The sequence below is a fragment of the Acinetobacter sp. CWB-G5 genome, assembly GCF_019209785.1.
GTDB classification, from domain to species: domain Bacteria; phylum Pseudomonadota; class Gammaproteobacteria; order Pseudomonadales; family Moraxellaceae; genus Acinetobacter; species Acinetobacter johnsonii.
On sequence record NZ_JAHUTF010000002.1, the window covers coordinates 373,874 to 399,967 of the forward strand.

General features: G+C 40.5%; 23 protein-coding genes. 14 read left to right on the forward strand and 9 right to left on the reverse strand.

All coding sequences use genetic code 11. The features are described 5' to 3' along the window. Positions 1-89: 89 nt before the first annotated feature. On the reverse strand, positions 90-1,292 hold the full coding sequence (locus tag KVY11_RS05835) for a YbfB/YjiJ family MFS transporter (protein ID WP_218288401.1): 1,203 nt from the start codon (positions 1,290-1,292) through the stop codon (positions 90-92). A gap of 108 nt (positions 1,293-1,400) precedes the next feature. Beyond that, the gene (locus tag KVY11_RS05840; protein ID WP_218288402.1) at positions 1,401-2,006 is read right to left on the reverse strand and encodes a flavin reductase family protein; all 606 of its coding nucleotides are present in this window, start codon (positions 2,004-2,006) and stop codon (positions 1,401-1,403) included. A 159-nt stretch (positions 2,007-2,165) separates the two neighbouring features. On the opposite strand from KVY11_RS05840, the gene KVY11_RS05845 reads away from it, so the two are divergent. From KVY11_RS05845 to KVY11_RS05855, 3 genes are all read left to right on the forward strand, one after another. Further along, the gene (locus tag KVY11_RS05845; RefSeq protein WP_151836727.1) at positions 2,166-3,554 is read left to right on the forward strand and encodes an L-cystine transporter; all 1,389 of its coding nucleotides are present in this window, start codon (positions 2,166-2,168) and stop codon (positions 3,552-3,554) included. Positions 3,555-3,706: 152 nt separating this feature from the next. Further along, positions 3,707-4,534: a PhzF family phenazine biosynthesis protein gene (locus KVY11_RS05850; RefSeq protein ID WP_218288403.1), complete on the forward strand. Its 828-nt coding sequence runs from the start codon at positions 3,707-3,709 to the stop codon at positions 4,532-4,534. A gap of 146 nt (positions 4,535-4,680) precedes the next feature. Further along, a complete protein-coding gene (locus tag KVY11_RS05855) occupies positions 4,681-7,458 on the forward strand; it encodes a pitrilysin family protein (RefSeq protein ID WP_218288404.1) in 2,778 nt (925 codons plus the stop codon). A gap of 90 nt (positions 7,459-7,548) precedes the next feature. Here the strand turns inward: KVY11_RS05855 and KVY11_RS05860 are convergent, their stop codons facing one another. Both KVY11_RS05860 and KVY11_RS05865 read right to left on the reverse strand, forming a co-directional pair. Next, positions 7,549-8,613 (reverse strand): amidohydrolase, encoded by a 1,065-nt coding sequence (locus KVY11_RS05860; RefSeq protein WP_218288405.1) that lies wholly within the window; start codon positions 8,611-8,613, stop codon positions 7,549-7,551. Positions 8,614-8,734: 121 nt separating this feature from the next. After that, entirely contained in the window at positions 8,735-9,130 is a 396-nt protein-coding gene (locus tag KVY11_RS05865) for a DUF3144 domain-containing protein (protein ID WP_110975907.1), read from the reverse strand. A 114-nt stretch (positions 9,131-9,244) separates the two neighbouring features. On the opposite strand from KVY11_RS05865, the gene KVY11_RS05870 reads away from it, so the two are divergent. Next, positions 9,245-9,877 carry a hypothetical protein gene (locus tag KVY11_RS05870; protein ID WP_218288406.1) on the forward strand — a complete coding sequence of 211 codons (633 nt, stop codon included), beginning with the start codon at positions 9,245-9,247 and terminating at the stop codon, positions 9,875-9,877. A 69-nt stretch (positions 9,878-9,946) separates the two neighbouring features. On the opposite strand, the gene KVY11_RS05875 is transcribed toward KVY11_RS05870, so the two are convergent. Further along, complete coding sequence (locus KVY11_RS05875) at positions 9,947-11,410, reverse strand: CHAD domain-containing protein (protein ID WP_218288407.1); 1,464 nt, start codon at positions 11,408-11,410, stop codon at positions 9,947-9,949. Between the two features lie 403 nt (positions 11,411-11,813). Further along, on the reverse strand, positions 11,814-13,274 hold the full coding sequence (locus KVY11_RS05880) for a CYTH domain-containing protein (RefSeq protein WP_218288408.1): 1,461 nt from the start codon (positions 13,272-13,274) through the stop codon (positions 11,814-11,816). Between the two features lie 286 nt (positions 13,275-13,560). On the opposite strand from KVY11_RS05880, the gene KVY11_RS05885 reads away from it, so the two are divergent. From KVY11_RS05885 to KVY11_RS05915, 7 genes are all read left to right on the forward strand, one after another. Next, complete coding sequence (locus tag KVY11_RS05885) at positions 13,561-13,944, forward strand: DUF962 domain-containing protein (protein ID WP_005401111.1); 384 nt, start codon at positions 13,561-13,563, stop codon at positions 13,942-13,944. Between the two features lie 518 nt (positions 13,945-14,462). Then, the gene (thiE, locus tag KVY11_RS05890) at positions 14,463-15,083 is read left to right on the forward strand and encodes a thiamine phosphate synthase (RefSeq protein ID WP_218288409.1); all 621 of its coding nucleotides are present in this window, start codon (positions 14,463-14,465) and stop codon (positions 15,081-15,083) included. Positions 15,084-15,125: 42 nt separating this feature from the next. After that, positions 15,126-16,424: a glutamate-1-semialdehyde 2,1-aminomutase gene (hemL, locus tag KVY11_RS05895; protein ID WP_078424990.1), complete on the forward strand. Its 1,299-nt coding sequence runs from the start codon at positions 15,126-15,128 to the stop codon at positions 16,422-16,424. Between the two features lie 526 nt (positions 16,425-16,950). Next, entirely contained in the window at positions 16,951-18,636 is a 1,686-nt protein-coding gene (aspT, locus tag KVY11_RS05900) for an aspartate-alanine antiporter (RefSeq protein ID WP_218288410.1), read from the forward strand. Between the two features lie 55 nt (positions 18,637-18,691). Next, the gene (locus KVY11_RS05905; protein WP_218288411.1) at positions 18,692-20,290 is read left to right on the forward strand and encodes a bifunctional aspartate transaminase/aspartate 4-decarboxylase; all 1,599 of its coding nucleotides are present in this window, start codon (positions 18,692-18,694) and stop codon (positions 20,288-20,290) included. 158 nt (positions 20,291-20,448) lie between these two features. Then, the gene (locus KVY11_RS05910) at positions 20,449-21,279 is read left to right on the forward strand and encodes a hypothetical protein (RefSeq protein ID WP_218288412.1); all 831 of its coding nucleotides are present in this window, start codon (positions 20,449-20,451) and stop codon (positions 21,277-21,279) included. A 107-nt stretch (positions 21,280-21,386) separates the two neighbouring features. Beyond that, positions 21,387-21,713 carry a hypothetical protein gene (locus KVY11_RS05915; RefSeq protein WP_218288413.1) on the forward strand — a complete coding sequence of 109 codons (327 nt, stop codon included), beginning with the start codon at positions 21,387-21,389 and terminating at the stop codon, positions 21,711-21,713. 3 nt (positions 21,714-21,716) lie between these two features. Here the strand turns inward: KVY11_RS05915 and ruvC are convergent, their stop codons facing one another. Then, complete coding sequence (ruvC, locus tag KVY11_RS05920) at positions 21,717-22,262, reverse strand: crossover junction endodeoxyribonuclease RuvC (protein WP_004984936.1); 546 nt, start codon at positions 22,260-22,262, stop codon at positions 21,717-21,719. A 122-nt stretch (positions 22,263-22,384) separates the two neighbouring features. Here ruvC and KVY11_RS05925 point away from each other — a divergent pair, with 122 nt between their 5' ends. Both KVY11_RS05925 and KVY11_RS05930 read left to right on the forward strand, forming a co-directional pair. Then, complete coding sequence (locus KVY11_RS05925; protein ID WP_218288414.1) at positions 22,385-22,966, forward strand: FxsA family protein; 582 nt, start codon at positions 22,385-22,387, stop codon at positions 22,964-22,966. Between the two features lie 132 nt (positions 22,967-23,098). Beyond that, complete coding sequence (locus KVY11_RS05930; RefSeq protein ID WP_218288415.1) at positions 23,099-23,740, forward strand: LysE family transporter; 642 nt, start codon at positions 23,099-23,101, stop codon at positions 23,738-23,740. Here the strand turns inward: KVY11_RS05930 and KVY11_RS05935 are convergent. Then, the gene (locus KVY11_RS05935; protein WP_218288416.1) at positions 23,702-23,914 is read right to left on the reverse strand and encodes a hypothetical protein; all 213 of its coding nucleotides are present in this window, start codon (positions 23,912-23,914) and stop codon (positions 23,702-23,704) included. The two genes, KVY11_RS05930 and KVY11_RS05935, sit on opposite strands and share 39 nt — an antisense overlap. A gap of 314 nt (positions 23,915-24,228) precedes the next feature. Here KVY11_RS05935 and KVY11_RS05940 point away from each other — a divergent pair, with 314 nt between their 5' ends. Then, entirely contained in the window at positions 24,229-24,474 is a 246-nt protein-coding gene (locus tag KVY11_RS05940) for a hypothetical protein (protein ID WP_026056381.1), read from the forward strand. A 94-nt stretch (positions 24,475-24,568) separates the two neighbouring features. On the opposite strand, the gene metK is transcribed toward KVY11_RS05940, so the two are convergent. Continuing rightward, a complete protein-coding gene (gene metK / locus KVY11_RS05945) occupies positions 24,569-25,735 on the reverse strand; it encodes a methionine adenosyltransferase (RefSeq protein WP_004984924.1) in 1,167 nt (388 codons plus the stop codon). Positions 25,736-26,094 lie beyond the last annotated feature (359 nt).

Below are 26,094 nucleotides of genomic sequence, written 5' to 3' on the forward strand. Positions count from 1 at the left end.
GTAAGTTAAAAATATCACAGGTATTTAACATGGACGGCCCTTTATAACGGAACCTACAATTCTTTTTCGATTTCCTTCTATGTGAAGGATTAAAAGGCCTCTTTTTTAGTTGTTGGATTGGAGGTGGATGTCGTACGGGTAAAGTAAAATAGTTGCAATGTTCCTAAACCGAGGACTCCCGCAGCAAGCATAAACTGAAAGTGATATGACCAACCCAAATGCTGCAAGGTACTAAAACTTAAGCCACCGACCAGCTGTACCGTTGCAAAGCTAAGTGTCGCCATACTCCATAGTTTTTTATAGGCCAAGCCGTAGAGTTGTAAGATGGTGTAGGAGGTGAGAAAGACTACCGCAGGGTTCAGTAGTCCTGTGAGAAATGAAGACAGGAGTGTAAATACAGGCGAAAAACTCAGAACCGCAATAAAAACTGCCACAATATAGACACTGTATAAAATCTTTAAAGCCAGAAAGTTGCCAAATTTACGTGCTAAAGCATAAGCTGTCGCTGCACCCAAAGCGCTGCCTAAGCCATATAAAATCCAGTTAAAATTGATCCAATATAAATTTAGCTTTAAGACATGACTTAAATAATCAATCCAAAACAAAGAATGGGGAATATAGGCAAAGGCGCTGCAGGCATAAACAATGAGTAAGCTATAGTAAATTTTATTCACTGTATGAGTCTGGGGTTGGTTTGTAGGGATACTGTGCAGTTGCTTTTGGAAAGGACGAACCAGTATCCATAATAACCACGTAATGACAAATGCAAAGCCACAGAGAATGAACCATGCGCTACTGATTGCAATACGGTCTAAATACGGCATAAACAGCGTGGCTGCCAATACACCAATTCCTATTCCGCTAAATCCAATGAGATTAATTTTAAAACGGTGCTGTAACTCACTGCACTGCGCCACAATACTGGGTGATAGAATCATCAGCAAACCACCGCCGATACCTGAAATGATGCGCCACACCAAATACCAAACTTCGTTAAAATGTGAAAATGCACAGGCAAATAGGCTGATTGAACCAAAGAGCGCAGCAAAAATGATATAGATCGGCATTTTTGCATTTTGTGGCAACTTCATCGCCCAGAACGCGCCGATCAGATAGCCCAGCAGATTGGCACTACCGAGTAGGCTGGCGAAATTGTGTGACCATTCATAGGCTTCGCGAGTGGACGGCAGTAGTGCGGTATAAGAAAAACGTAAGATGCCAATTCCCAAGCACATACTCAGGCAGAGAAAGAGACTCAGTTGTACGGTGCTTGAGAACGTCCTGTTCATCATAATTTGACTATTTGTTTAAAAAATACACTTGAACTATAAGATGAAATTTACAATAAAACAATCGGGTGATGTCCACCTTTAGTCGAGCGGAGTAAAGGCGTAGTTAATTTAATCAGTATCTTTGAGTTGATTGATATCCACTGCATCACCAATGGTATAAAAGTGTCCGCCTGCAACATGGTGGATGCTTTTCCATTCATCTGCGGCTTCATGGTAGTACCAATGACCATCTCTAAAAACCCGATCATCTGCATAAGCTGCAATGACTTTGCCAATAAACAAGTCATGCTGTTGCTGATTATGTGGTTCAGGAATGAGTTCACACAGAATCCATGCGCTACAGCCTTCAACCACTGGAATTGGGCTGTGACCAAACTGAAAAAGGTCGACCCCACACTGACGTAACTTTTCAGGAGCATCATATTGACTGATCATGCCCAGTGCGTAGACCATTTTCAGCTGTTTAAGTGTAGGGACTTGCAGCGCAAACAAACCCGATTTTTCAATAATACTGCGGGTTTTTGTCGATTTATCGAGTACGACCGTCACTTTGGCTGGGCTAAACTCTAGGGCGCATGCCCAAGCCGCGGCCATGACATCGGTGCTTTCATCATGTTGACTGGAAACCAGCACGGTTGGGCCGTGGTTGAGTAGCCGATATGCTTTTTCTAAAGGGACGGGCAGAATGTGAGGATTAAGCAAAGATTGATTCATGTAAAAGAACACTTTAACAGCCGTTTAAATGCTTTATACCACATTCTAAAACTGCCAATTCAGTCTAAATTTGTACATTCAGCGTGGAATATGGCGCAAAACAGTAAGCCCATTTAAATTTTGATTTATAATTATGACAGCATCACTTAGGGAAACAATATGAATATCCCCTTAATCGTCAATGTCATCATTTTTATTGCATTGCTTTTTTTACTGGGCCGAACCCGTAAAACCGATTGGAGTTTAGCGAAGAAGGTACTGGCAGGTCTCTGTCTCGGTATTGTTTTTGGTCTCGCTTTACATGGGTTTTATGGTACGAATTCGCCTGTACTGCAAGAGTCGGTACAGTGGTTTAATTTGGTCGGTAAAGGCTATGTCAAACTACTACAAATGGTGGTGATGCCTTTGGTATTTGTTTCCATTTTAGGCGCTGTGATTAAGCTGCACGATGCGGGTTCATTGGGTAAAATTAGTTTTATCAGTATTGGGACTTTGTTATTTACCACAGCGATTGCTGCATTTGTCGGTGTGGTGGTGACCAATCTGTTCGGCTTAACTGCGGCAGGTTTAGTGCAAGGTACACAAGAAACTGAACGTTTAAATACGATTCAAACTGACTATGTCGGGCAAGTGGCTGACTTGCAAGTGCCTGATTTATTTCTGTCATTTATTCCGAGCAATCCTTTTGCCGAGCTGACAGGGGCACATCCAACGTCTATTATTAGTGTAGTCATTTTTGCAGTGTTTTTAGGCATTGCAGGCTTGAACCTCATGAAAGCGGATGCTGAGAAAGGGCAAAAGCTGTTGTCTGCAATTGACATCTTGCAAGCGTGGGTCATGAAGTTGGTGCGTCTAATTATGATGCTCACGCCTTATGGTGTGTTCGCACTCATGACCAATATTGTGGCCAACTCTAAAATGGCAGACATCTTAAACTTAGGTGGCTTCTTGGTTGCGTCTTATATCGGTTTGGCGATTATGTTTATCGTACACGCCGTGATTTTGGCGCTCACAGGTGTGAACCCAATTCAGTTCTTTAAAAAGGTTTGGCCTGTGCTGACCTTTGCGTTTACTAGCCGTTCAAGTGCTGCCAGTATCCCTTTAAATATTGAAGCGCAAACACGACGTCTGGGTGTACCAGAGTCGATTGCCAGCTTTTCAGCATCATTTGGTACGACCATTGGGCAAAATGGCTGTGCGGGGCTGTATCCTGCGATGTTGGCGGTTATGGTTGCACCGACAGTGGGTATTAATCCGCTCGATCCACTTTGGATTTTGACTTTGGTTTGTGTCGTGACCTTGAGTTCGATTGGGGTGGCTGGTGTAGGTGGTGGAGCAACATTTGCAGCACTGATTGTCCTGCCGATGCTGGGCTTGCCTGTGACTTTGGTTGCACTGCTTATTTCAATTGAGCCTTTAATTGATATGGGGCGTACGGCTTTGAATGTGAATGGTTCTATGACCGCAGGTGTCGTGACCAGCCAAGTTTTAGGTCAAACGGATAAGCGTATTTTTGAGCAAGACAATGTAGACTTAAAAGAAGTCTAAGCTGAGAAATATATAGCTTATGAACTGAAAAGAAGCCTATCTTCATGATTAGGCTTCTTTTTATTGGACGTGTATCCATAAATGACTAAAAACTGTGTCTACTTTTTTACTCAGTTTTTTGCAAAATAAAGCTTCAATTTAGGAGAAAAACGATGAAAATGTATCAAGTCGATACCTTTACAACTGAATTATTCAAAGGTAATCCTGCCGCTGTGATTGTGCGTGATGAATGGTTAGCAGTAGATTTGATGCAGAATATTGCGTTAGAAAATAATTTGGCAGAAACGGCTTTTGTGAAAGTGATTGATGCTGAAAACTATGAAATTCGTTGGTTTACCCCTCAGGTTGAAGTGGATTTTTGTGGGCACGCGACTTTAGCCAGTAGTTATGTTCTGTTTCGTGATTATACCGATGCCAAACGTATCCAGTTTCATGTAAAAGACTTGGGTATTTTTATCATTGATCAAGACATTGATGGCAAGATTCATATGAATTTTCCAATTCGTGCACCTCAAAAGTTAGAAGACTATCCTGCGGAAATTCATGAATTGGTCGATTGTGAAATTAAAGAAGTCTATTTAAACCCACAGGCTTATATTTTAGTGTGTGAGTCTGAGCAGGCTGTTAAGGATGCCAAACCGAACTTAGATAAAATTCGTCAACTGGCAGAAAAGCATAAAGTCAGTACTGCGATTACTGCTGAAAACTTGGATGTTACCCTGACTTCAACGTCTCAAGACTATGACTATATCGCGCGTTATTTCGCACCGCATAAAGGCATCAATGAAGACCCTGTGACAGGCTCCATGCATACAGGTCTTGCACCACTATGGGCGGAGAAGTTGGGTAAAACCTCATTGATTGCCTATCAGGCATCGAGCCGTGGTGGATTGCTTTACTGTGATATTCAGTCTGAAACACGGATCCAAATTTCTGGCTATGCCAAGTTATATATGACGGCTGAACTTTACTTAGATTAAGTTGTAATTCTTTTAAATTAAAACTACTGGTGAAAAATAAGCATTGATTAAAATGCTATTTTTCACCAAATTACTATAAAAATAATTTAACTTTCCTCTATGATGTTGAGAATCATTCATATTTTGTCGAATTATTTGGAAAAATAATGTTAATGCGTTTTAAAACATTGAGTTTGTCGGTATTGCTACTTGGCTTTGGGGGCACAGTATGGGCACAACCCGTATTGGTAAAATCGGAACAGAAAATTGAAGAATATAAATTAGATAACGGTTTACGTATTATTCTTGCGCCAAACGATAAAGAAAATAAAGTGTATATGAATATGGTCTATTTGACTGGTTCATTGAACGATCCCAAAGGTAAGGGCGGTTTAGCGCACCTACTGGAACATTTAGCGTTCAAGGGAACTAAAAATGTTCCTGGGGACGAGTTTCAGCGCCGTTTAGATCAGTACGGTTTAATGAATAATGCCAGCACGGACTATTATTCAACCAAATATATTAATGTGGTTCGTCCTGAACAAAATGCGATTAATGAGCTGATTCATCTTGAAGCTGAGCGTATGGATGGCTTGGTGCTCCAAGAAAAATATGTACCGTCTGAAATCGCGATTGTAAAACGCGAGCGTGAAGTCCGTATGGATCAGCCTTTTTCGGTACTCATGGATCAGATGTGGAAGTCTGCTTATGGTAATCAATATTTAGGGCGTTTACCGATTGGTGATTTAAACGAGTTACAGTCAATCAAAATGGCTGAACTGAATAAGTTTTATCGTGACTGGTATGCACCGAATAATGCGGTATTTGTCATTTCGGGTAAGTTTGACCAAGCAGCTGTACTGAAGCAGATTGATGAAAAGTTTAGTGCGATTAAAGCGCGCGCTGTGCCTGCGAAAGTCAAAGTGCCTGTCTTAGATGCCAGTAAGATTAAAGAACGCCAGTTTGTGGTGAAAAAAGGCAGTAATTTCGCCAAATATAATATCTACCTGAATGGTAAAAACGAGAACATTAAGACTGCGCTGGCGGTGTCACCGTATTTATACACCATGCAACCCAGTGGACATTTGTACCAAAGCATTGTAGAAACGGGAACGGCGACAGCAGTTCAGTCGACCACATGGTTAGACCAAGATTTTAATATGGTGTTTATGGGCGCAGTTTATGCACCCAACCATGATGTGAAAAAAGTCGAGTCGGCTTTGGTTGCTGGTGTAGAAAAAACACCAAGCTTCAACGAGGTTGAGCTCAACCGTGTGAAGAGCATGATTAAAAATGCCCAAGAAAGCATGTTCAGCAGCGCAACGGCAGTCGGTGGTATGCTCAGTGACTACGTGGTTTCTGCCAATGGTGATTGGACACAATACTTTAAAGATCAGCAACAGTTACAACAGCTCAGCGTTACTGATGTGAACCAACGTTTAGATGACTTTTTAGTACCCGAGCATCGGATTTCAGGCACTATTTTACCGACCCCAGAAGATCAGAAAAAAGCACTTGAACAAGCGGCAGCAGCGACCCCAGCAAAAACTTTAGATCAACAAGCTGTTGCTGAAGAACCATTGAAAGATGTCAGTGCGTATAAGGCAGAAGTGGCTGGATATGTAAAAAGCTCAAAGCAATATTTAGAAAGTGCTGAAAAACAAATTCAGCGTGGCAAGTTAAAAAATGGCATGCAATATGCGCTGTACCCAAGTACTACGCGTGACGATAAGACCTATGCCACCATTTCGATTGATTTTGGTACTGCAGAAAGTTTGTTTAATAAAGCAGAGTTATTAGATCTTACCTCTTATTTACTGCTCAGAGCCTCAACTCAATATAGCTTGCAAGATATTGCTGATCACTCGATCGATGCGGGTGGTGGAGCAAGTGCCTCAAGTAATGGTAACGGCATCAATATTTCAATCGTGGCAAAGAAAGAAAAGTTTGATGAATTTTTTAACTTCGTGATAGATGTACTTAAAAATCCAACCTTTGAACAAAGCCAGTTTGATTTGATTAAGTCACAAAGCTTAGCAAGTCTAGATCGACCGTATACAGAACCTGAAACTGTAGCGGCTTTAACCATTGCTCGTTTACTTGAAACTTATCCAATTGGGGATATTCGACATCACTTCGAGCCTGAATATGTCAAGAAGCAGTATCAGGCCGCAACACAAGCTCAGGTTAAACAGCTGTATCAGCAGTTTTTTGCGATGAATCATGCACAAATTTCGGTAACGGGTGTGATTGATACGAAAAAGATGAAAAAGACTTTAAATCAGACTTTTGCAAACTGGAACTCGGCAGCGCCTTATCAGCGGATTACTTCTGACTTTACTGCATATAAAGCGCAGCGTGTACATGCACTGTCAGAGCAGCGTGAGTTTGGTAGCTATCAGAGCATTATGACGTTCCCTGTGGGCACATACCACCCAGATGCACCTGCTTTACAGGTACTCGAGCACATTTTAGGTGAGTCGCAGTTATCATCTCGTTTGGCGCAAGAGCTACGTGAAAAGAATGCCTTGGTCTATGGTTTTGGCAGCAGCATTTCGCTGGATGACTGGACGGAGTCAGGAGCGCTGACGATTGATGCAAACTATAACGCAGGCAAATCGGCTCAAGTGTCTCAGGCGGTCTATAAAGTGTTGAATGAGTTACTGGCAAAAGGCGTTACTGAACAGGAAGTGGAAGCTGCCAAGGCTGATATTTTGAAAAAGCGTGTGACTGCACTTGAAGATAGTCGCAATATCCATCGCATGTTGATTCCTCAAATGAAGCGTAATCGTACTTTACTGGATCGCGAACAGCGTGATTTAGCATTGGCCAAAATTAGTAAAGCCGATGTTGATGCGGTGATTCAGAAGTATATTAAGCTGGATCAGTTGGTTGAAGTGATGGCTGACCAATATGGCAAAGCGCAACCAGCGCTGAAAAAGTAAAGATTTCAGTTTTCATTTAAAAAGAACCCCTCAAAATTGAGGGGTTCTTTTTGTTATAGTTTTTAGAAATTAGTTTTCTTATTTTTTCAATTAAAGCCGATAAAACTGTTTGGCATTGTGATGGAATACGCGTTTTAAAGCATCAGGGTCATAGGCTGCGATGACATCGCTAAAGGCATCGATAATATTCACCAACGATGTACTGACCGAATCCATCGGAAAGTTAGAGGCAAACATTACCCGATAGGTGCCAAAACAGGCGAGGGCATGTGTAATCATGGGATGTGCAAGGTCAAAGACTTCTTGTTTGGAAGCCAGTCGGCCTTCTTTATGAAATCGATGTCCTAATACAGGCATGAAAAGCCCTGACATTTTGGTATAGACATTCGGATAGCTTGCAAGTTCAGCTAAGTCGTCTTTCCAACGAAAGAAAATATTTTCCCGCGCTGTTTGTGTCATCCCTGTATTTGCACCAATTGGACCAAATAAACCTACGGGTGTACCCAAATGATCCAGCACAATGGAAGTTTCTGGGAACTGCTTGGCCAGATGAATCACATCTTCAAGCTGTGTGGAATAAACCCAAGCATCAAAACTTAAGTTGTATTGGGACAGTACTTCGAAGCCTTTGAGAAATTTTTTATTACGATATAAGTGTGGCTCATCTGTCCACGCATGGATTTCTTTGTCTTCATGAAAAGATGCCATTTTACGAATACCACGAAAGCGTGGTGAAGCTTTATGGTGTAATTTTAGGATTTTTTTAAAGTTACGATCACGTGGGTCAGCTGTTGCGACAATGCCACCCAATTTGACGGTATCTACCCCAAAAGCTAAAGACTCGATAAACTGAGTTTCCTCAACCACACCTTTGCCTTTGCTGTGATGCCAACTGGCTTCGACATGCACCACTTGTTCTACTGTGTATGGGCCAGTATCGCGTTTATAGTCATGAGGTAAATAAGGACGTGTAATATGACGGGTTAGACCGATGGTTTCAATCAGATCTTTAGGTTTCACCAAACGAACCATTTTGTCCAAAAGCTTAGGATGCTTGCCCAATAATTTGACTGCCAAAGCCGCTGCATGTGGCGTGTTATAGGGGTCCCACTGGTGGATGTGTGGATCGATGAGTGCAAAGTCCAAATGCTGCATGTTCTTCCCTAAGTCATATTCCTTAGCGATTACCATACTGTAAATTGAGGTGTTGCAACATTGTATTTCGTTTCAAATACGACGAAATGAAAAAAGCCTGCACGAAGCAGGCTTTGATTGATCAGTGATCGTGTTTGTGGTCATGCTTATTGGCATGAAATTCTTCGTTATGACGGAAACGAAGGTAGTTCTCAAACTGTTCACAATATTCGTCATAGTTGTCTTCAAGCATCATTTGGAACTGCTGCAAAATATAAGACATCACTTGCTCTTTGGCATCACGCATTTCATCGCCATCTTTAAAGTTGTTGGCTGCCACCCACGTGTTAAAACGGGCTGTACCAAACAACATCGCAGCACTCACTTGGCCACGTATTTCAGTAGGTTTCACTTGTGAACCTTTTTCTGTGCGACAAAAATCGTTGGCTTGCTTAATAAATTCATCTGCACGTTCAAAAAAAGCAGCATTCAACGCTTCTTCTTCGGTTACATCTGTTGCTTCAATCTTCTGAACCATGAACTTGTCCTAAAATACATAAATAACTCAGCCTGCATTATAGGCAAAGCCTTGCAGAAACTAAACCTTTGCCTTAATCTAAAAATAGCCTAAGCAATAAAATAGAGGATATCCATGCAAGACGCGATTGCGGTACAAAGTTTAAAAAGTGATATTGCATTATTGCGTCAAAACATTTGGCCACCACAAAATTTAGCCAATGTCGAAGGCTTACCGATCTACTATGGCACGAAAGCGGAAGTTGAGGACTACTACCGTCAGTGGATGGGTTTGATTGAGCGGGCACAAGACTTGTTCCAACCTTTTATGGAAGATGAAGTGTTGGATGCAATTCATTTACCTAGTCATTTGAACTTACCGCTGTTTTATTTTCACGTCGATCGTATTCGGATTAATAAAACCCGCGCCAAAGAATCTAAAAGTTTTCGCGGTATTGCAAGCTTAATCGAAAAATGTGGGCAGTTTGAGCCAGAGCAAGTCCAAGCCATGCGCGCTTGGTTGGACAGCGATGATAACGCTGCCTTGGTTGCGCATAGGGAATTTATTGACCTCAGAACCTATGTGTTTCAGCATGGGCAGAGTGAATATACCCGTACCCGATTTTATGTAAATGGTATCGTGTTAAGTACCGAAGCACACTTTGAACTGGTCGATGCACGAGACAAACCACGTAAGCAGCGCAGTGATAGCTATAACGACCCCTTAGCAGATAACAATACGTGGAAGGTGTACGGAAAGTATCGTTAACTTAAGTGTCGGCAGGAAATTCACTTATAGAAGAGCTTTTCACTGTTGATGTATATTTTGGTTTAAAGGCTATTTCAGCTTTTTGGTTTGACTGAGCAGCAACAGCTGTTGTTCAACCAATTTCAGCATTCTATTTTTTTCCGCGGCGATCCATCCTGTGGCAAAACTATAAGCGGCTTCTGGTTCAGGGGCTTGTTGAAATAAAGCTTCTGCAACCACTAAATCATTATAGTGCCCTAAGTTTTCCTGAACTGCTTTGAGTTTTTTTAAATAGGTTTTTAATGCTTTTGCATCGAGTAAAAATGCCACAAACTCAATGCTATAACGCAGTTGTTTGACTTGTTTACGAATACGGTGTTTTTCCTCATCTTCAAGCTGGCTAAAGTGCTCGGCATGTGCACATATTTTATCGTGTAAAGCATGTATAACTTTGAGTGCATGCTTTTTCAGTTTGGCTTTTGAAGGCGAATCTAGTTCTTGCTCTGTAAATAAAATTAATTCAAGCCAAAGTTGCGTCGTTTCTGCTCGTTGGAATAGGGCGCAGACATCAGTGATGGCTTCTGTATTTGGAGCAAGATGGTCTAAAGGATAACCTGCCTCAATCAGTTGAGGGAGTAAGTCTTCGTTTAGCGCATCGATGTCACGTGTTCCACCTAAGGCTTGAAAAATAGTGGTGAGTTCAGTTTTCCAATGCGGTTGCGTAGCCTCCGACCATGCAGCAAAACTTTTCAGTGCGGTACGCAAGCGGCGGATTGCCACGCGGGCCTGATGCACATGCTCAGTGGAGTACTGCTGTCGAGCAATTGAACTGGCATTCGGAAGTAAGTGCTGTAAGCAATTGGCCACTATGCTTTGTAGCGCTTCAGTTTCTCTTGAGCTTCTGTTCAGTAGAAGAAGTGTTTGATACTGTGCAGGAAAGCAACTTTGCTGACGAACAGCTAGAAGGCCATAGTCAGATTTACTGTGTGTGTCGAGACTCAGTTGGTATTTTTGAACCCAAGGTCGTATAAATGCGATCAGATCTTCTATCGATCCTTGTTTTAATTCAAATTCGATTTCGAAAATATCTACACTGCTTTGTTCTTTAAAAATTTTGCCAATATCGAGAGCAATTTCAACTGCACTACTTCCAACATCCTGCAAAACGCGTAAACGTTGGATGTTGGTTTCAAAGAGCAATTCAAGGGTTGGAAGTGGAAGCCCCAAAGCGCGTTTTAATTTTTTGTAGATAGCGGAATAATCTTTTTTATAGTTATCTAAGTCGAGTGTAGTCGTCTCAGGTGGCTCTATATCAAATTCAAGTTCAAAGCGACCCAATGCTTTTGCGGTATCTACTGCTTTGAAGGTTTGTTTCCATTCATCATTTTCCTGCCGACGTCGAATCGCGATGCAATGCTTAGCAAGCGTTTGATCGGCTGTATCAAAGTATTGGGCTGCTAAATGAATCGGCTCAGCCTTGAGCAGTGTAAAAGCTTTTTGCAATGCCTTACGCTTCTTAACTGGAACTTGAAACTTAAACTCAATCTCTTGCATAGCCCATGACTCATGACAACTTAGGTTTTACTATATGCTAAATTGAGCAAAAAAAGACCAAATTTGAATAGGTATAAGCTAAAAGAGCCGAAATAGTGGGCTAGATGTCACTTTAAAAATGAAGATGATGGTTAGAAATATGCAGAGTTAATAAGTACAGATGGTTACATCGAAGTGATAATAAATCTACATTGAGTAGGAATGTATAGCTTTACTTTTTAAGAATAAAAATGAATATAAAGCCTGTATTGTTCTGATAATAGGCCGCTTTGTCATAGATAAATTACTGGTTTGAAGCGACCAACTACGATTTTTTATCGTGCATGATTTGGGGTCTTGTCAGACCTTATAGAGAGTCGATAGCAGTCATGTATTTAACATGACTGCTTTGGTATACAGAGCGTTATTTTAAGAATTTACGGCTAACTAAGAACTGTTCTGTCGCTTCTAAAAGTTTATCGGCATAAACTTCAAGCTTCGCCGTGAGCCAACCCAAAACAAACCAATCACTGGCTTCAAGTTCGGTCTGTTGAATATATGCAGCTGAAGTTGCCAAAATTTGATATTCATGTGCGGCTTGTTGGGCATCATTTAACGCTTTACTGTATTTCTGCAAATTTTTCACATCATAAATTGACGTTAAAATAGGAAAGCTAAACTTTAATTCCTTAATTTTCTGCGCCAATACATCTAAGCTTTCAAAGTGACTAATATCTGCAGCATTTAAGCTTTCTTGTAGCTGTCGATATTGGTTTTGTAGGGTATTGTGTGCATAGCTTTTTAAATCCTGCTTTTGTACCTGATCATGTGAACTTAAACTAAAGGTCAATAATTCAAGATAATGATGCACGTTCTGCGTCGATTTAACTAAATTTCCAAGCTTTTCTTGAGCATATAAAATGTCTTTGGCAAGATTTTCTGTAGTAGTTGGATTTTGTAAAAATGCGCCTAGGGTACTTTGCATATGCTGCAAATGTTGTAAATGATCAAACTGATGCTTAAATGCGGAAAGTTGCATCGCCCATTTATCAGAAATATTGCTATTCCAGTCCTTAAACAAAGCTAAGGTTAGTTGTAAGTGCTCTAAAGCGGTTTGTGCCTGATCAATATGGCTTTGCTCAGCAACACCTGCTGAAATTGCAGCAATATTCGGCAGTAAATGCTGCATTTGCTGACCAATCAACAAACTCAGGTTATGTGCCGCACTTTCTTTTTTCGATAAGACAAACTCTTTTTCAAAACGTGCTGGACTTACGGTTTGCTCAAGTGCCAGTAGATTACCCATTTCGGCTTTGCTGCGGACATCTAACCACAGTTGATACTTCTTCACCCATTCAAAACTAAAGGCCAAAAGCGACTGAACAGAGCCTGATTTGAGTTCGAATTCTACCTCATGAATGGTCTGTTCTCGACCAGATGCACGAACCACACCAACATCCAAACAGACTTCAATTTCAGCATCTTCAAACTCAATGACGCGATAGGTGCGTTGGATGTCCGTTTCAAAGGTGAGCTTTAACGCAGCTGCATCTGAGCCTAAAGCTTGGGTTAAAATCTGTTGAGCCTCTGGAATAGCTTCATAAATGCTTAAGTCCAGTTCAGGAGATGACTCTAACTCACCCAAATTATGATTATGTTCAAAACGGTGTAAATGACTTTTACCTGCGGCTTTGAGTGTTTGAATCCAGCAAGTACCTTCAAGACGCTGACGCAAAGCAGCACCATGTTGGGCCAAGAGGCGATCAGGAGTTTCAAAATACTTGGCTTGAAGTTGAATCGTTTCAGATTTTTTAGGATCTAAAGCTTTAAGAAGGGCGGTACGTCGTGCTTCGCTAATCTGAAATTTTAATTCAATTTCAACCATGAAAAATTCCTAATTTGAGGGGCTAGGTCAGTGCCAAGCCTTTATGTTTTGAGATGCATGATCTGTAGTTTGTTTTTATGTGCGCTAAAGGCACACCAATGGACAACTGGATTGTAGCGAAAAAGAGACAGTATGTAAGACTTGACGACACAATAAAACAAAGTTGCAGTGTGAGATTGATCAAAAAACAATTCTGTTTTTAGTGGACGCGCGCCCAGAGGCTATTGCACTTTGCAGATTGCATATTTTCAGCTATGTTGGTAAAAAACCATCAGGATGATGACAGATGAATGCTCAGGTTGAACCGAAACAGGAACACGACGCTGAACCTAATTTTCAATTGCCGATTAAGGACTATCACCAGTTTTATCGTTTTTATCTAACAGAGCACCGCAACATCATGAGTCGTCGGCTACATGTCGCGGGCAGTTCGATTGGACTGTACTTTTTCTCTAAAGCCATACTTAAACGCAAGCCGCGTTATTTTATATACGGCTTAGTCTCTGGCTATGCCTGTGCGTGGGTAGGTCATTTTGTTTTTGAAAAAAATAAGCCAGCCAGTTTTAAACAGCCTTTGTATAGTTTTATTTCTGACTGGCGCATGTTTTCCGATGTTTTACGTGGAAATTTAAGCTTACAAGATCGTGCCTTGGATAAAATTCCAAGTTAGTGAAGCACTTTATGACTTCATCATGAAAGTTTTATGAAAAGCTTGAAATTAACAGTTGCAAAGTATGAGTTAATGTTCTAATAATGAGATCGTTGTTTATATTTTCATCAATTAATATATAAGTGCTTTGAACTTTAAAGTGCTTTTAGTTTTCCAAGCCTAGAGCGACCTTCTCTAGGCTTTTTTTATGTGGATTTTAAATAAAATATGCGGCTTTTTAGCTTTTATGATGTTGTTTAAACACCACTGGTTTAAAAAGCTAAAAAGCCGTATCAGATCGCTGCGTGTCTCTTATTCTTGTTATAAAGTTGTTATTTTTATTTTATTCTTGTTGCTTTCTGTATTCATTAAACTGCGAAAGCGGTGGGGCGACTATCACTGAAAATAGGTATTTTTATATAGCTTGGGCTTGGTCGCGGGATTTTTGTGCAAAGCAACGCATTTTCAGTTCCAATTCATTAAAGCATCAGTAGCCTTTAGTTTTATAATAGAATGACATAACCCAAAGGTAGAGTTAAATGCGCGGTTTATATTTAATTACAAATGATGATCCTTTAGAGCTACTTTTGGCTAAGCTAGAAGGTGCAATGGCAACACGCGAAGTTGCCATTTTGCAGTATCGCCGTAAAAAAGTATCCAAAGCAGAACAGGCTTACGAAGTCGAGTATATGAAAGCGATGTGCGCTGAGTATCGTGTTCCTTTTGTGATTAACGATGACTTAGAAATGGCAGTCAAATACGGCGTTGGTGTGCATTTAGGGCAAGGTGATGGTGAAGTTGCCGAAGCTGTCGCACGTCTGCCAAAAGATGCGGTGATTGGTCGTACGTGTTTGAACTCGATTGAGCTGGCTGAAAAGGCGATTGCTGAAGGTGCAACATACGTTGCTTTTGGTGCAATTTACGCAACGGAGACCAAGCCAGAAGCTGGCAATATTGGCTTAGAGACTTTAAAAGAAGCCAAAGCCAAATTGAATGTGCCGATTTGTGCGATTGGTGGCTTAACAGTTGAAAATTCAGGTGAAGTGATCGATGCTGGTGCCGACCTTTGCGCAGTGATTAGTGATATATTAGGGCTATCAATGTCTGCGATTCCTGATCGTATAGAACAGTGGGCTGATTTATTTGCATCTAAAGCTTAAGGGTTTTTAGATGTTTTTTTATTTTTTGAGTTGAGTAACTTCATGAGCTTATCTCCAAAGCAAGAACAATTGTTTAAACAAGCAAGCAAACATATTCCGGGTGGTGTGAACTCACCTGTACGTGCATTTAATAGCGTAGGTGGAACGCCTGTCTTTATTGAAAAGGCGCAAGGTGCATACTTGTACGATGTGGATGGTAAGCGCTATGTAGACTATGTGGGCTCATGGGGACCAATGATTTTAGGTCATGCTCATCCTGAAATTATTAAAGCAGTTCAAAATGCTGCAGTGGATGGTTTAAGTTTCGGTGCGCCTACTGTACATGAAACGACTTTAGCCGACATTATTTGCGAAATTATGCCGTCAATTGAGCTGGTTCGTATGACCAACTCAGGCACTGAAGCAACCATGACCGCCATTCGTCTTGCACGTGGTTATACAGGTCGCGACAAGATTGTAAAATTTGAAGGCTGTTACCACGGTCACTCAGACTCACTGCTAGTAAAAGCAGGCTCAGGTTTGTTAACCAGCGGTGAAGGCGAAGCGACTTCAGCCGGTGTTCCTGCCGACTTTGCCAAACACACACTTACTCTTCCATATAACGATATAGCCACTTTAAAAGAGTGCTTTGCTAAGTTTGGTTCAGAGATTGCAGGGGTGATTGTGGAGCCTGTGGCAGGGAACATGAACCTTGTGAAACCAATCGACGGCTTCTTACAAGCGATTCGTGATGTATGTGATGAACATGGTTCTGTTTTTATCATTGATGAAGTGATGACTGGTTTCCGTGTTGGATTGGGTGGTGCACAAGCTCACTATGGCGTGACTCCTGATTTAACCACCTTGGGTAAAATTATTGGTGCAGGCTTACCCGTGGGTGCTTTTGGTGGGAAACGAGAAGTGATGGAGTGTATTGCGCCACTGGGTAAAGTTTACCAAGCTGGAACACTGTCGGGGAATCCACTTGCAATGCGTGCAGGGATTGAGATGTTTAAACACCTGCGCCAAGATGGTTTCTATGAAAAATTGACAGCGCAACTAGAAAAACTGCTTGTGGGTTTACAAGCCGCGGCTGATGAAGCGGGTATTGCTTTTAAAACGCAACAAGTCGGCGGTATGTTTGGTTTGTACTTTACCGATCAAGAAGACATTACTAGCTTTGACTCGATGCTGAAGTGTGATATCGATGCATTCCGTAAGTTCTTTCATGGCATGTTAGACCGTGGTGTGAATCTTGCACCATCTGCATTTGAGGCTGGCTTTATTTCAGCTGCTCATTCTGATGAAGATATTGAATTTACCCTGCAAGCAGCGAAAGAAGTTTTTGCAAGCATGAAGTAAGTATTTGTACTTACTAAAAAAGCCCATCTCATTTGATGGGTTTTTTTATAGCATTTTAACTGTGGAATTCAATATGAAAATAAAGTGCTACTTATTGTTGGTAGCTACCGAATTTATAGTTCATCAAACTTATCAATACGTTTAAATAAAGCTGAGATATGTTGAATTCATAATTGTGACACGGGTCACAATTTGAAGAATCGATTCTATTAAAAACAGGATTTATAAAAATAGTTAAATCAGTTGTTTATATTAATGCGGAAAAGAAAATAAAGATCAAATAAATTATGTTAAATAAAAATTAATGCTTTTAGTTACAATATGAAATATTAATTCAGATGATTTTACTTTGTTTATATGAGAATGAAAAACCTATATATTTTTAAGTTATTTTGAAATAATTAATTATCATCATTTATAGATAAAATAATATATTTGCATTTATATATTCTGAGGAGTATTTTATCAAATGGAAAAATAAACTTTAGTTTTAATGATAAATCTAATAATAAAGTGAGTCCATAATATGATTGAGTGGCTACAAGGTGAATTAAAACATAGTCCCGAAATTCTATTGTTTTTGTCATTGGCAATAGGTTTTTGGATTGGTCAATTTCAATTCGGTAAGTTCCAATTTGGTGGTGTCGCTGGATCATTATTGGTTGCAGTGATTCTAAGTCTGATAGGTGTACCTGTTGACAATGGTGTGAAAGCCATTCTATTTGCACTATTTATTTATGCAGTTGGATTTGAAAGTGGTCCGCAATTTTTCAAATCTCTCGGACCTCAGTCGATTAAAGAAATTCTACTGGCTGCCTTTATGGCCATTTGCGGGCTTATTACCGTCCTCGCTATGGCGAAAATATTCGATCTAGACAAGGGTTTGGCTGCGGGCTTAGCCGCAGGCGGGATGACACAATCTGCCATTATTGGTACGGCAGGTGATGCTATCTCGCGCTTAGATTTGCCAATGGCAGAGATTCAACGACTGCAAGCCAATGTCGCAATTGGTTATGCTGTGACTTATATTTTTGGCTCTCTAGGTGCGATTATTATTTGTGTGAATATCTTGCCGAAATTTATGGGGCGAGAAATTCATGATGACGCACTTAAAGCACAGTCTGAGCGTTTAAAAGGTGCTTTTGAACTTGCACCGGGTCAGGAACTGGCGATGCCAGAAATTGTGGGACGGATTTATAAAGTTCAACAAGCATCTGGTCAAACGATTGCAGAATTAGAAGCCCAAAAGTCAGGTATTACCATTGAGCGGCTTAAACGTAAAGATCAGTTTATCGATGTATCGCCTGAAATTACTTTGCAAACGGATGATGTAGTTCTCATCGTTGGTCGCAGAGTAAGTGTCGTTTCTATTGCAGAGAATATTGGCTCCGAACTCCAATCTTCTCAGGGTATGGAAATGGTCATGGATACGACGGATGTCATTTTAAGAAACTCTAAATACATCAATCGAACATTAGGTGATGTCAAAGCCAATACGCCTGACTATCTTAAACATGGCATTTATGTGCTGGGCATTAAACGTCAGGACGAAACACAGCTCTTAAGTGATGAAACCATCCTGCGTCAAGGCGATGTGGTGACTGTATACGGAACCAAAAGTGATCTTGAGCGTTTAGTCAAAGAAGCAGGTAAGGCCTTACCAGAGAGCTTAAAAACAGACTGGATCTTCCATGGTGCTGGTTTGGTGGTGGGCTTACTGATTGGCTTATTTGTTGTGCGTATCGGTGATGTTCCTCTGACACTTGGTGCTGGCGGTGGCGCACTTTTATCAGGTCTGTTGTTTGGTTGGCTACGTAGTCGAAACCAAGTTCATGGCAATATGCCTTTAGCAGCTTCGCAGTTACTTAAAGATTTAGGTCTTGCAGGTTTTGTGGCTGCGGTTGGCTTACAGTCGGGGTTACAAGCCATTCAAACCATTAAAGACAGTGGTTTATCACTATTTATGATTGGTGTCGTGGTTACCGTTGTGCCACTGATTCTCTCGATGCTATTCGCACGTTATGTTCTGCGTTATGACAATGTCGCAGTGATGGCTGGTGCTTTAACTGGTTCACGAAGTGCAAACCCTGCATTTGGTGGCGTGCTCGATAAAGCAGGCAATTCAATTCCTACGGTTCCCTTTGCAATTACCTATGCATTGGCCAATGTTTTTTTAACCTTGCTGGGTCCACTGATTGTGGGTTTAGCTTAAAAATTGATGTTTAACAATAAATCTTTAGCTTCACTATAATTAAAGGAGACTTCCCATGGGGAACGTTGATTACTCAAAATACGCAAAACTAAGCCCATTTGAATTAAAAGATAAACTGATTGCGCTCGCAGAAAGTCGAACTGACCGTATGATGCTGAACGCAGGCCGAGGAAACCCAAACTTCCTTGCAACTGTTCCTCGTAGAGCTTTTTTCCAACTGGGTTTATTTTCTGCAACCGAATCTGAGTTTTCATTTTCTTATATGCCAGAAGGGCTCGGTGGTTTTCCACGACCTGTAGGCCTGCAATCTCGCTTTGATAACTTTATACTTGAAAATCGTGATAAACCAGGCGTAGTGTTTTTAGGAAAAGCGATTTCTTATGTTAGAGACCAGTTGGGCTTAGACCCTGATGCATTTTTATTGGAAATGGTTGAAGGTATTTTGGGTTGTAATTATCCTGTTCCAGATCGCATGTTGCGCTTGAGTGAAACCATCATTAAAGAGTATGTGTTGCGTGAAATGGGCGTGCAGGGTATGCCAAAAGATGGCTTACATCTGTTTGCCGTAGAGGGCGGAACAGCAGCCATGGCATATATCTTTAACTCGCTTAAAGAGAATAAAATTATTGCTAAGGGTGATCGAATTGCCATCGGTACCCCAATTTTTACCCCTTATTTAGAAATTCCAAAACTCAATGATTATCAGTTGGAAGAAGTATTGATTGAGGCGGATCCAAATCAGGGATGGCAATACCCAGAGTCAGAGCTCCGAAAATTAGAAGATCCATCAATTAAAGCTTTCTTCTTGGTGAATCCAAGTAATCCACCTTCGGTCAAAATGAGTGATGAAGGCTTGGCGATTTTGGCAGATATTGTTAAAAAGCGTCCTGATCTGATTATCCTGACCGATGATGTCTATGGAACATTTGCCGATAATTTCAAATCACTATTCGCCATTTGTCCAGACAACACCATTTTGGTTTATTCGTTCTCAAAATACTTTGGTGCGACAGGCTGGCGTCTAGGTGTCATCGCCACGACCAACAATAATATTTTGGATAAGAAGCTTACTGAATTATCTAAAAAAGATAAAAAAGAACTAGAAGAGCGTTATTCGTCGCTTACGACAGACCCATCGAGTATCAAGTTTATTGATCGTCTGGTGGCAGATAGTCGTAATGTCGCTCTAAATCACACCGCTGGACTGTCGACACCACAACAAGTTCAAATGGTATTATTTGCGCTATTTAACTTAATGGATTCACGCCAAAGCTATAAAAAAGCGGTTAAATCTGTGGTTCGTGAGCGTGATGCAGCACTGTATCGACAACTGGGTGTTGATGTTCCTCAAGATCCAAATGCCGTCGATTACTATACGCTGGTGAATTTGGAAAATACTTCGCGGACGCTGTATGGTGACGAGTTTGCAGACTGGGTTATGAAAAATAAAAACCCGACTGAGTTACTTTTCCGTGTAGCAGATGAAACGGGGGTCGTTTTACTTCCGGGCTCAGGTTTTGGTGTACAACATCCTTCTGCACGAGCTTCTTTGGCAAATCTGAATGAATTCCAATATGCAGCCATTGGTGATTCCTTACGACGGTTTGCGGAAGAGTCTTATCAAGAATATCTAAATTTTAAAAAGAAAAAATAAGCTTGAAAGGTATAGATTAATCTAGTTGTAAAAAAGCCCATCTCATATGATGGGCTTTTTATATGATGGGTATTTTGAATAAAAAATACTATATCTCAAATACTTTGTGTTAATTTTAGGAGTACATAAAAAAAATGAATAATTAAATAAGATGACTTATGATTTTAGATTTTCTTAGAAAGCCTATTCAGCTAAAACATTTTTTGATCTTTATACTATTGTCACCAATCATTATCGTCATTTTGAGCGTTATTGTTAGTGTATTAGAACCAAGTGATGTACCGAGCTTAAAAGAAAAACCATATGAGTGTGGAAGTTTTGGCGATCAGAAAATGCGTATAGATCGACGATATTTATTTTTTGCAAGTGTTGAATATCAAGATGTTAATTATTGGGAGAAAGGTTCTAATCAACTACATAATACCAAAGGTTGTAATGATCAAATCGGTAACGCCACATTTCTTGTGAAATGGCCAGAAATGCATCCTTCAGAAGGTTTTCGGCTTTCCTCAAATCAAATCAGTGACATCGCTTTCACTTTATCACAACGTGGTAATTGGAAGGATGAGTGGGGAGACGACAAAACGTTTTTTGATTATACGCCTTCATTGAAATTTTATTTAAGTGAACGGATGGGTGCTCGAAAAGATATGAGCATAAGTGAGATTAATTCGGAGAAGAAATTTAATGCAAGTTTGTCACTTTATGAAATAGATTTGGGAGAGCAAGATAATATTTCTAAAAAAATTTACTGGAAAGAAGAAAACGGGAAAGGCATTGGTGTAGTCATTGCGTGTGCTTCATATCCAAGTGGTGCTACGGCGTGTGAATTAAATAGTCATGTACCAAATTATGGTTTTAATACTAGTAATTTGGATATAGATTTCCATGCGGAGCTTCTGCCACATTGGGAAAAAATTCAGCGTGATTCTTTAAAATTATTTAATTCTTTTCAGATAGAAGAAAATCAAGTAAATGCTTCCAAGTAAGAATATTGAAGTAGCATAAGAACTATTGAGTAGTAAGAAAACGCGATATAACGCAATCAAGCCTAAAATTTAAAGACTTCGAATAATGGTAAAAGTGGGGAGGAAGAATGGATAAATACTTACTGGTGGCCTTGGTGGTTGGTGCATGCATATTGCTGGTAATTTACACCCAACTTGCACCATCAGGTGGACAGAAAAATTTTAAGCAAATCGTACAGCAGGCATTTAGTCGTTATAAAGTGATCGAAAAAAACTACACCATTATGATTTGTGAGATCAACCATCGCAATGAGCCAGAAGAATTGGTCTTTATACGTATCGATCCTGCTCAAAAGAAAAATTTACGCATTTCGGGAAGAATGCTGATAGCAACTTATCCCAAAGCACCATCGGGACGTGAAATGCGTAAAGACTTTCAAAACTATGTCACTTAACGCTTAGCGTCGACGAGAGCTACTCCGGCTGCGACCGCGCGCCATACCGCCTAGAGCATTGAGTACAGCAAGCTTGGTCATACTGCCTGAAGCATGCGCATGACAAATAGCAGCAGCGAGAGCATCGGCGGCATCTTGCTGTGGTTTGATGCTCAGGTTTAGGAGTCTCATCACCATCATTTGTACTTGTTCTTTGTCCGCAGCGCCATAACCGACCACCGACTGTTTAATCTGACGTGCCGTGTATTCAGCAACTTGTAGGTCAAGGTTGACCAGTGCAGCAATAGCAGCACCACGTGCTTGCCCCAGTTTCAGTGCGGAGTCAGGGTTTTGTGCCATAAATACTTGCTCAACTGCGGCTTCAGTTGGGCCATGAAATTTTACAATACGATCAATCCCTGCAAAAATACGTTTTAGCCGTTCAGGCATATCAGCAGCTTCGGTACGAATGGTGCCAGCATCGACAAAAATTAGTTTTTGACCTTCTTTTTGAATAATACCGTAGCCTGTAAGGCGAGAACCGGGGTCAATACCAATAATTAATGACATGCTTGCCCTTTAAAAAAAATAATATGCCCATATTGTTACATAAGCGTATCAAAAAAGCTTGATGTAGATTGAGCACTTGATTCTTGCACCTTATTCATTTTGTTGAGATTAGATTAATTTTCATGAAATTATTTCTTTTTATATTAGCTGGTGTCATTCTCGAAGTCTTCGTATGGATTGGCGTGGGCGACCTCGTTGGTAGCATGTGGTACGTGTTCTTCTGGTTTATTGCCGCTTTCTTTATTGGTATGAGCCTGATTCGTAAGTATTCAGCAGGTTTAATGCCACAAATGCAGCAAATGCAAGCGGGCCAGATGGGTGCAGATCCTGCATTAACAAACAATCTGCCAAAAATCATTGCGGGTTTTCTTTTATTGATTCCTGGCTTGGTGACAGACGTGGTTGCCGTGTTATTGCTTATTCCTGCGGTGCAAAAAGCCATGACAGGTGCACTGATGAACGTGATGATGAAACGTCAGCAAGCGATGATGGAAAAAATGATGGGTGGCATGATGGGAGATATGAATGGCATGGGCGGTGGTGCTCAAGGTCAAAACCCATTTGCAGATATCATGCGCCAGATGCAAGAAATGCAGCAACAGCAGGGCGGTTCAACTTATCGTGACTCGAGTATTATTGATGGCGAAGCACGAGAAGTAATGCCAGATGCGAAAAAAATTGAAATGAAAGATGTGAATAAATAATTTCATGCCTAATTTTAAAGCCGAGTTCTAACTCGGCTTTTTTTATCTTTATGAAAATGTTTTAAGTGCTTATGATTTAAAATAAATATAACAAACGATATAATTATTTTTTAAAATTTATGCCGCTTTTTTATGTCATTGCTTTTCACGATTTGCGCATTGCATTTTGTTGCGCAGCTAAGTCCTGGTCCTGATGTTTTGCTGATTGCCAAAAGTTCAGCTTCGACCACACAAAAAAACACTTTAAAAACGATCTTAGGTATTTCTGTTGGCATCGTCGTTTGGGTGGTTTTAACCTTGTTAGGTTTTACCGTACTCATCGACAAAATGCCGTGGATTCAACAAGTATTGATGGTAGTTGGTGGTGTGTTCCTTGCACGTATGGGGTGGCTGATGTTGAAAGCTGGCCTCAATACAATGCAGCAAGAAGCCTTGCTAGATGATGGTCAAAAACTACCTACACCCAAGGCCAACCATTATTTCATGTCAGGTTTACTGACGAACTTGTCTAACCCGAAAACGCTGATTTATTTCAGTAGTGTGTTTTCACTAGCCTTAAGTTCTAGCGCAAGTCCCTATTTAAAAATGCAACTTGCGGTCATTATTCCCATTCAAACTTTTATGACTTTTGCACTGCTCATGATGCTTTTGTCATTACCTAAAATTAAAGCGGCATATCAGCGTTCAGGAAGTTATATTGACATTTTTTCTGGCGGGCTGTTCCTGATTTTTGCTTTATGGCTTTGGTACGATGCTCTCGCAATCTACATCTAAGTCATTTTTAAGCTCTTTAGATGATGGAGCCTGTTCCAAGCTAGACACTTCGTCTTTTTTACTTTGCGTATAGCGGTTGGGCTGCAATGTCGCTTCGGTATTTTCTGAACCTTTATAGCTGCGACTGCGGTTGGCACGTTCGCGTAAACCGCCTTTTTTAATCAACTGAACCATTCTTTCTTCCTCATTGTTGCATCTTATTTTAATAAACAATCGCGAGAAAACTAAAGGGTTTCGAGCAAATACTTTGGAATACGTCAAAAACTATTATGTTACAAAATGAAATTGTCATGATTCGGTGTTATAAAGAGGAATATGCGTTAAATCAATTGATTAATCTTTCATTGTAAGCCGTTGCTGACATCACTTCAGGTGAATTACGCTTGAGTCTCAACAAATACTCACATAAGATAAATGAATCTAACATTCTGTGAGGCAGAGTGATGGACAATAAAAACAAGAAAGGACAAAAACAAGGGGGTAAAGCCATGCTCTATCAATACCACTGCGCATGTTGTGAAACAGTTGTCGCATCAACAGATAAAGACTGTCCAAACTGCGGATCACATAATATTCGAAGTCCTTTTGGGTTTTGGATTTTTTGTATTGTTGCATGTCTTGCAGCAGCGATTATCGTTAAATCTGTACAAGTCTATTTGGCCGACCGAAACAGCGAACCCGCTGCCGTGACTTCGCTCTTTGATGTACTCAATCATGAAAACAAGCCTAAGTAGTGGAGTTCAATGACTTCACGACTGAACTGATGGACTATTCCCCATCAAGGAAAATAAAAAACCCGCATTAAGCGGGTTTTTTTTGGGATCAAAATTATAGACCAGCTGAAGCTTTAAGCGCTTCCACTTTGTCTGTTTTTTCCCAAGTAAATGCAGTATCTGAACCTTCACGACCGAAGTGACCATAAGCAGCTGTTTGCTTATACATCGGTTGAATGAGGTCAAGCATACGAGTGATACCGTATGGACGTAAGTCGAAGTGTTCACGGACTAATGCAATGATCAACTCTTCAGATACTTTTGCTGTATTGAAGGTATTGATCGAAATAGATGTTGGCTCAGCCACACCAATGGCATAAGACACTTGAATTTCACATTTGTCAGCAAGGCCCGCAGCTACGATGTTTTTCGCAACATAACGACCTGCGTAAGCAGCAGAACGGTCAACCTTAGATGGATCTTTACCAGAGAACGCACCACCACCGTGACGTGCCATGCCACCGTAAGTGTCTACAATGATTTTACGACCTGTTAAACCACAGTCACCCACTGGACCACCAATCACAAACATTCCTGTTGGATTAATGTGGAATTTGGTGTCTGCATGGAACATTTCAGCAGGGATCACTTTTTTCACGATTTCTTCAATCACAGCTTCTTTTAAGTTGCTTTGAGAAATTTCAGGATCGTGCTGGGTAGATAATACGACTGCATCTAAACGAACAGGCATGCCATTTTCATAAGCAAAAGTCACTTGGCTTTTTGCATCTGGGCGTAACCATGGTAAAGCGCCACTACGACGTAGTTCAGCTTGCTTTTCCATTAAACGGTGTGCATATGAAATTGGAGCAGGCATAAGCACGTCAGTTTCACGGCTTGCATAACCAAACATTAAACCTTGGTCACCTGCACCTTGATCTTCAGGCTTTTGACGATCAACACCTTGAGCAATCTCTGGTGATTGTTTACCAATCATGTTGATCACAGCACATGTTGAACCATCAAAACCAAGGTCAGAATGGTGGTAACCAATGCCATTTACGGTTTGACGAACAATCGCTTCGAAGTCCACATTTGCAGTTGTTGTGATTTCACCTGCAAGTACTACCGCACCCGTTTTTACAAGCGTTTCACAAGCAACCCGCGCATATGGGTCTTCTTTTAAGATCGCATCCAAGATAGCATCACTGATTTGGTCAGCCATTTTATCTGGATGGCCTTCGCTTACAGATTCCGAGGTAAATACAGCGTACTCGCGCATAAGTCCTATCACAGTTAATTTAAAAGACGCAATATGGTACATCGACTTAGCCGTTTGAGCCAGTTCTACACGACCAAAATGACTGAATTTATTTCAATTCAACGACTTTTTATCTGATATAAGCATCTAAAAAATTGATATAGCGTTTATTTTTAGTTCGAAATGACAAAGTAAAGGCTTTTGGTTCAAAGTCTATAGGTCCGTATCATGAGATTTTTTGCTTTGGTTATATCTAATTGTAAAACAATAGTTTGTTTGAGTCTTTTTTGGCTTGGGTGTTAAGTGGGTAAATAAAAAATGCTTAAAATAAGCATCATAAAAGAATCGATAATCTGTAGTAATTCATGAATAATTTAAAA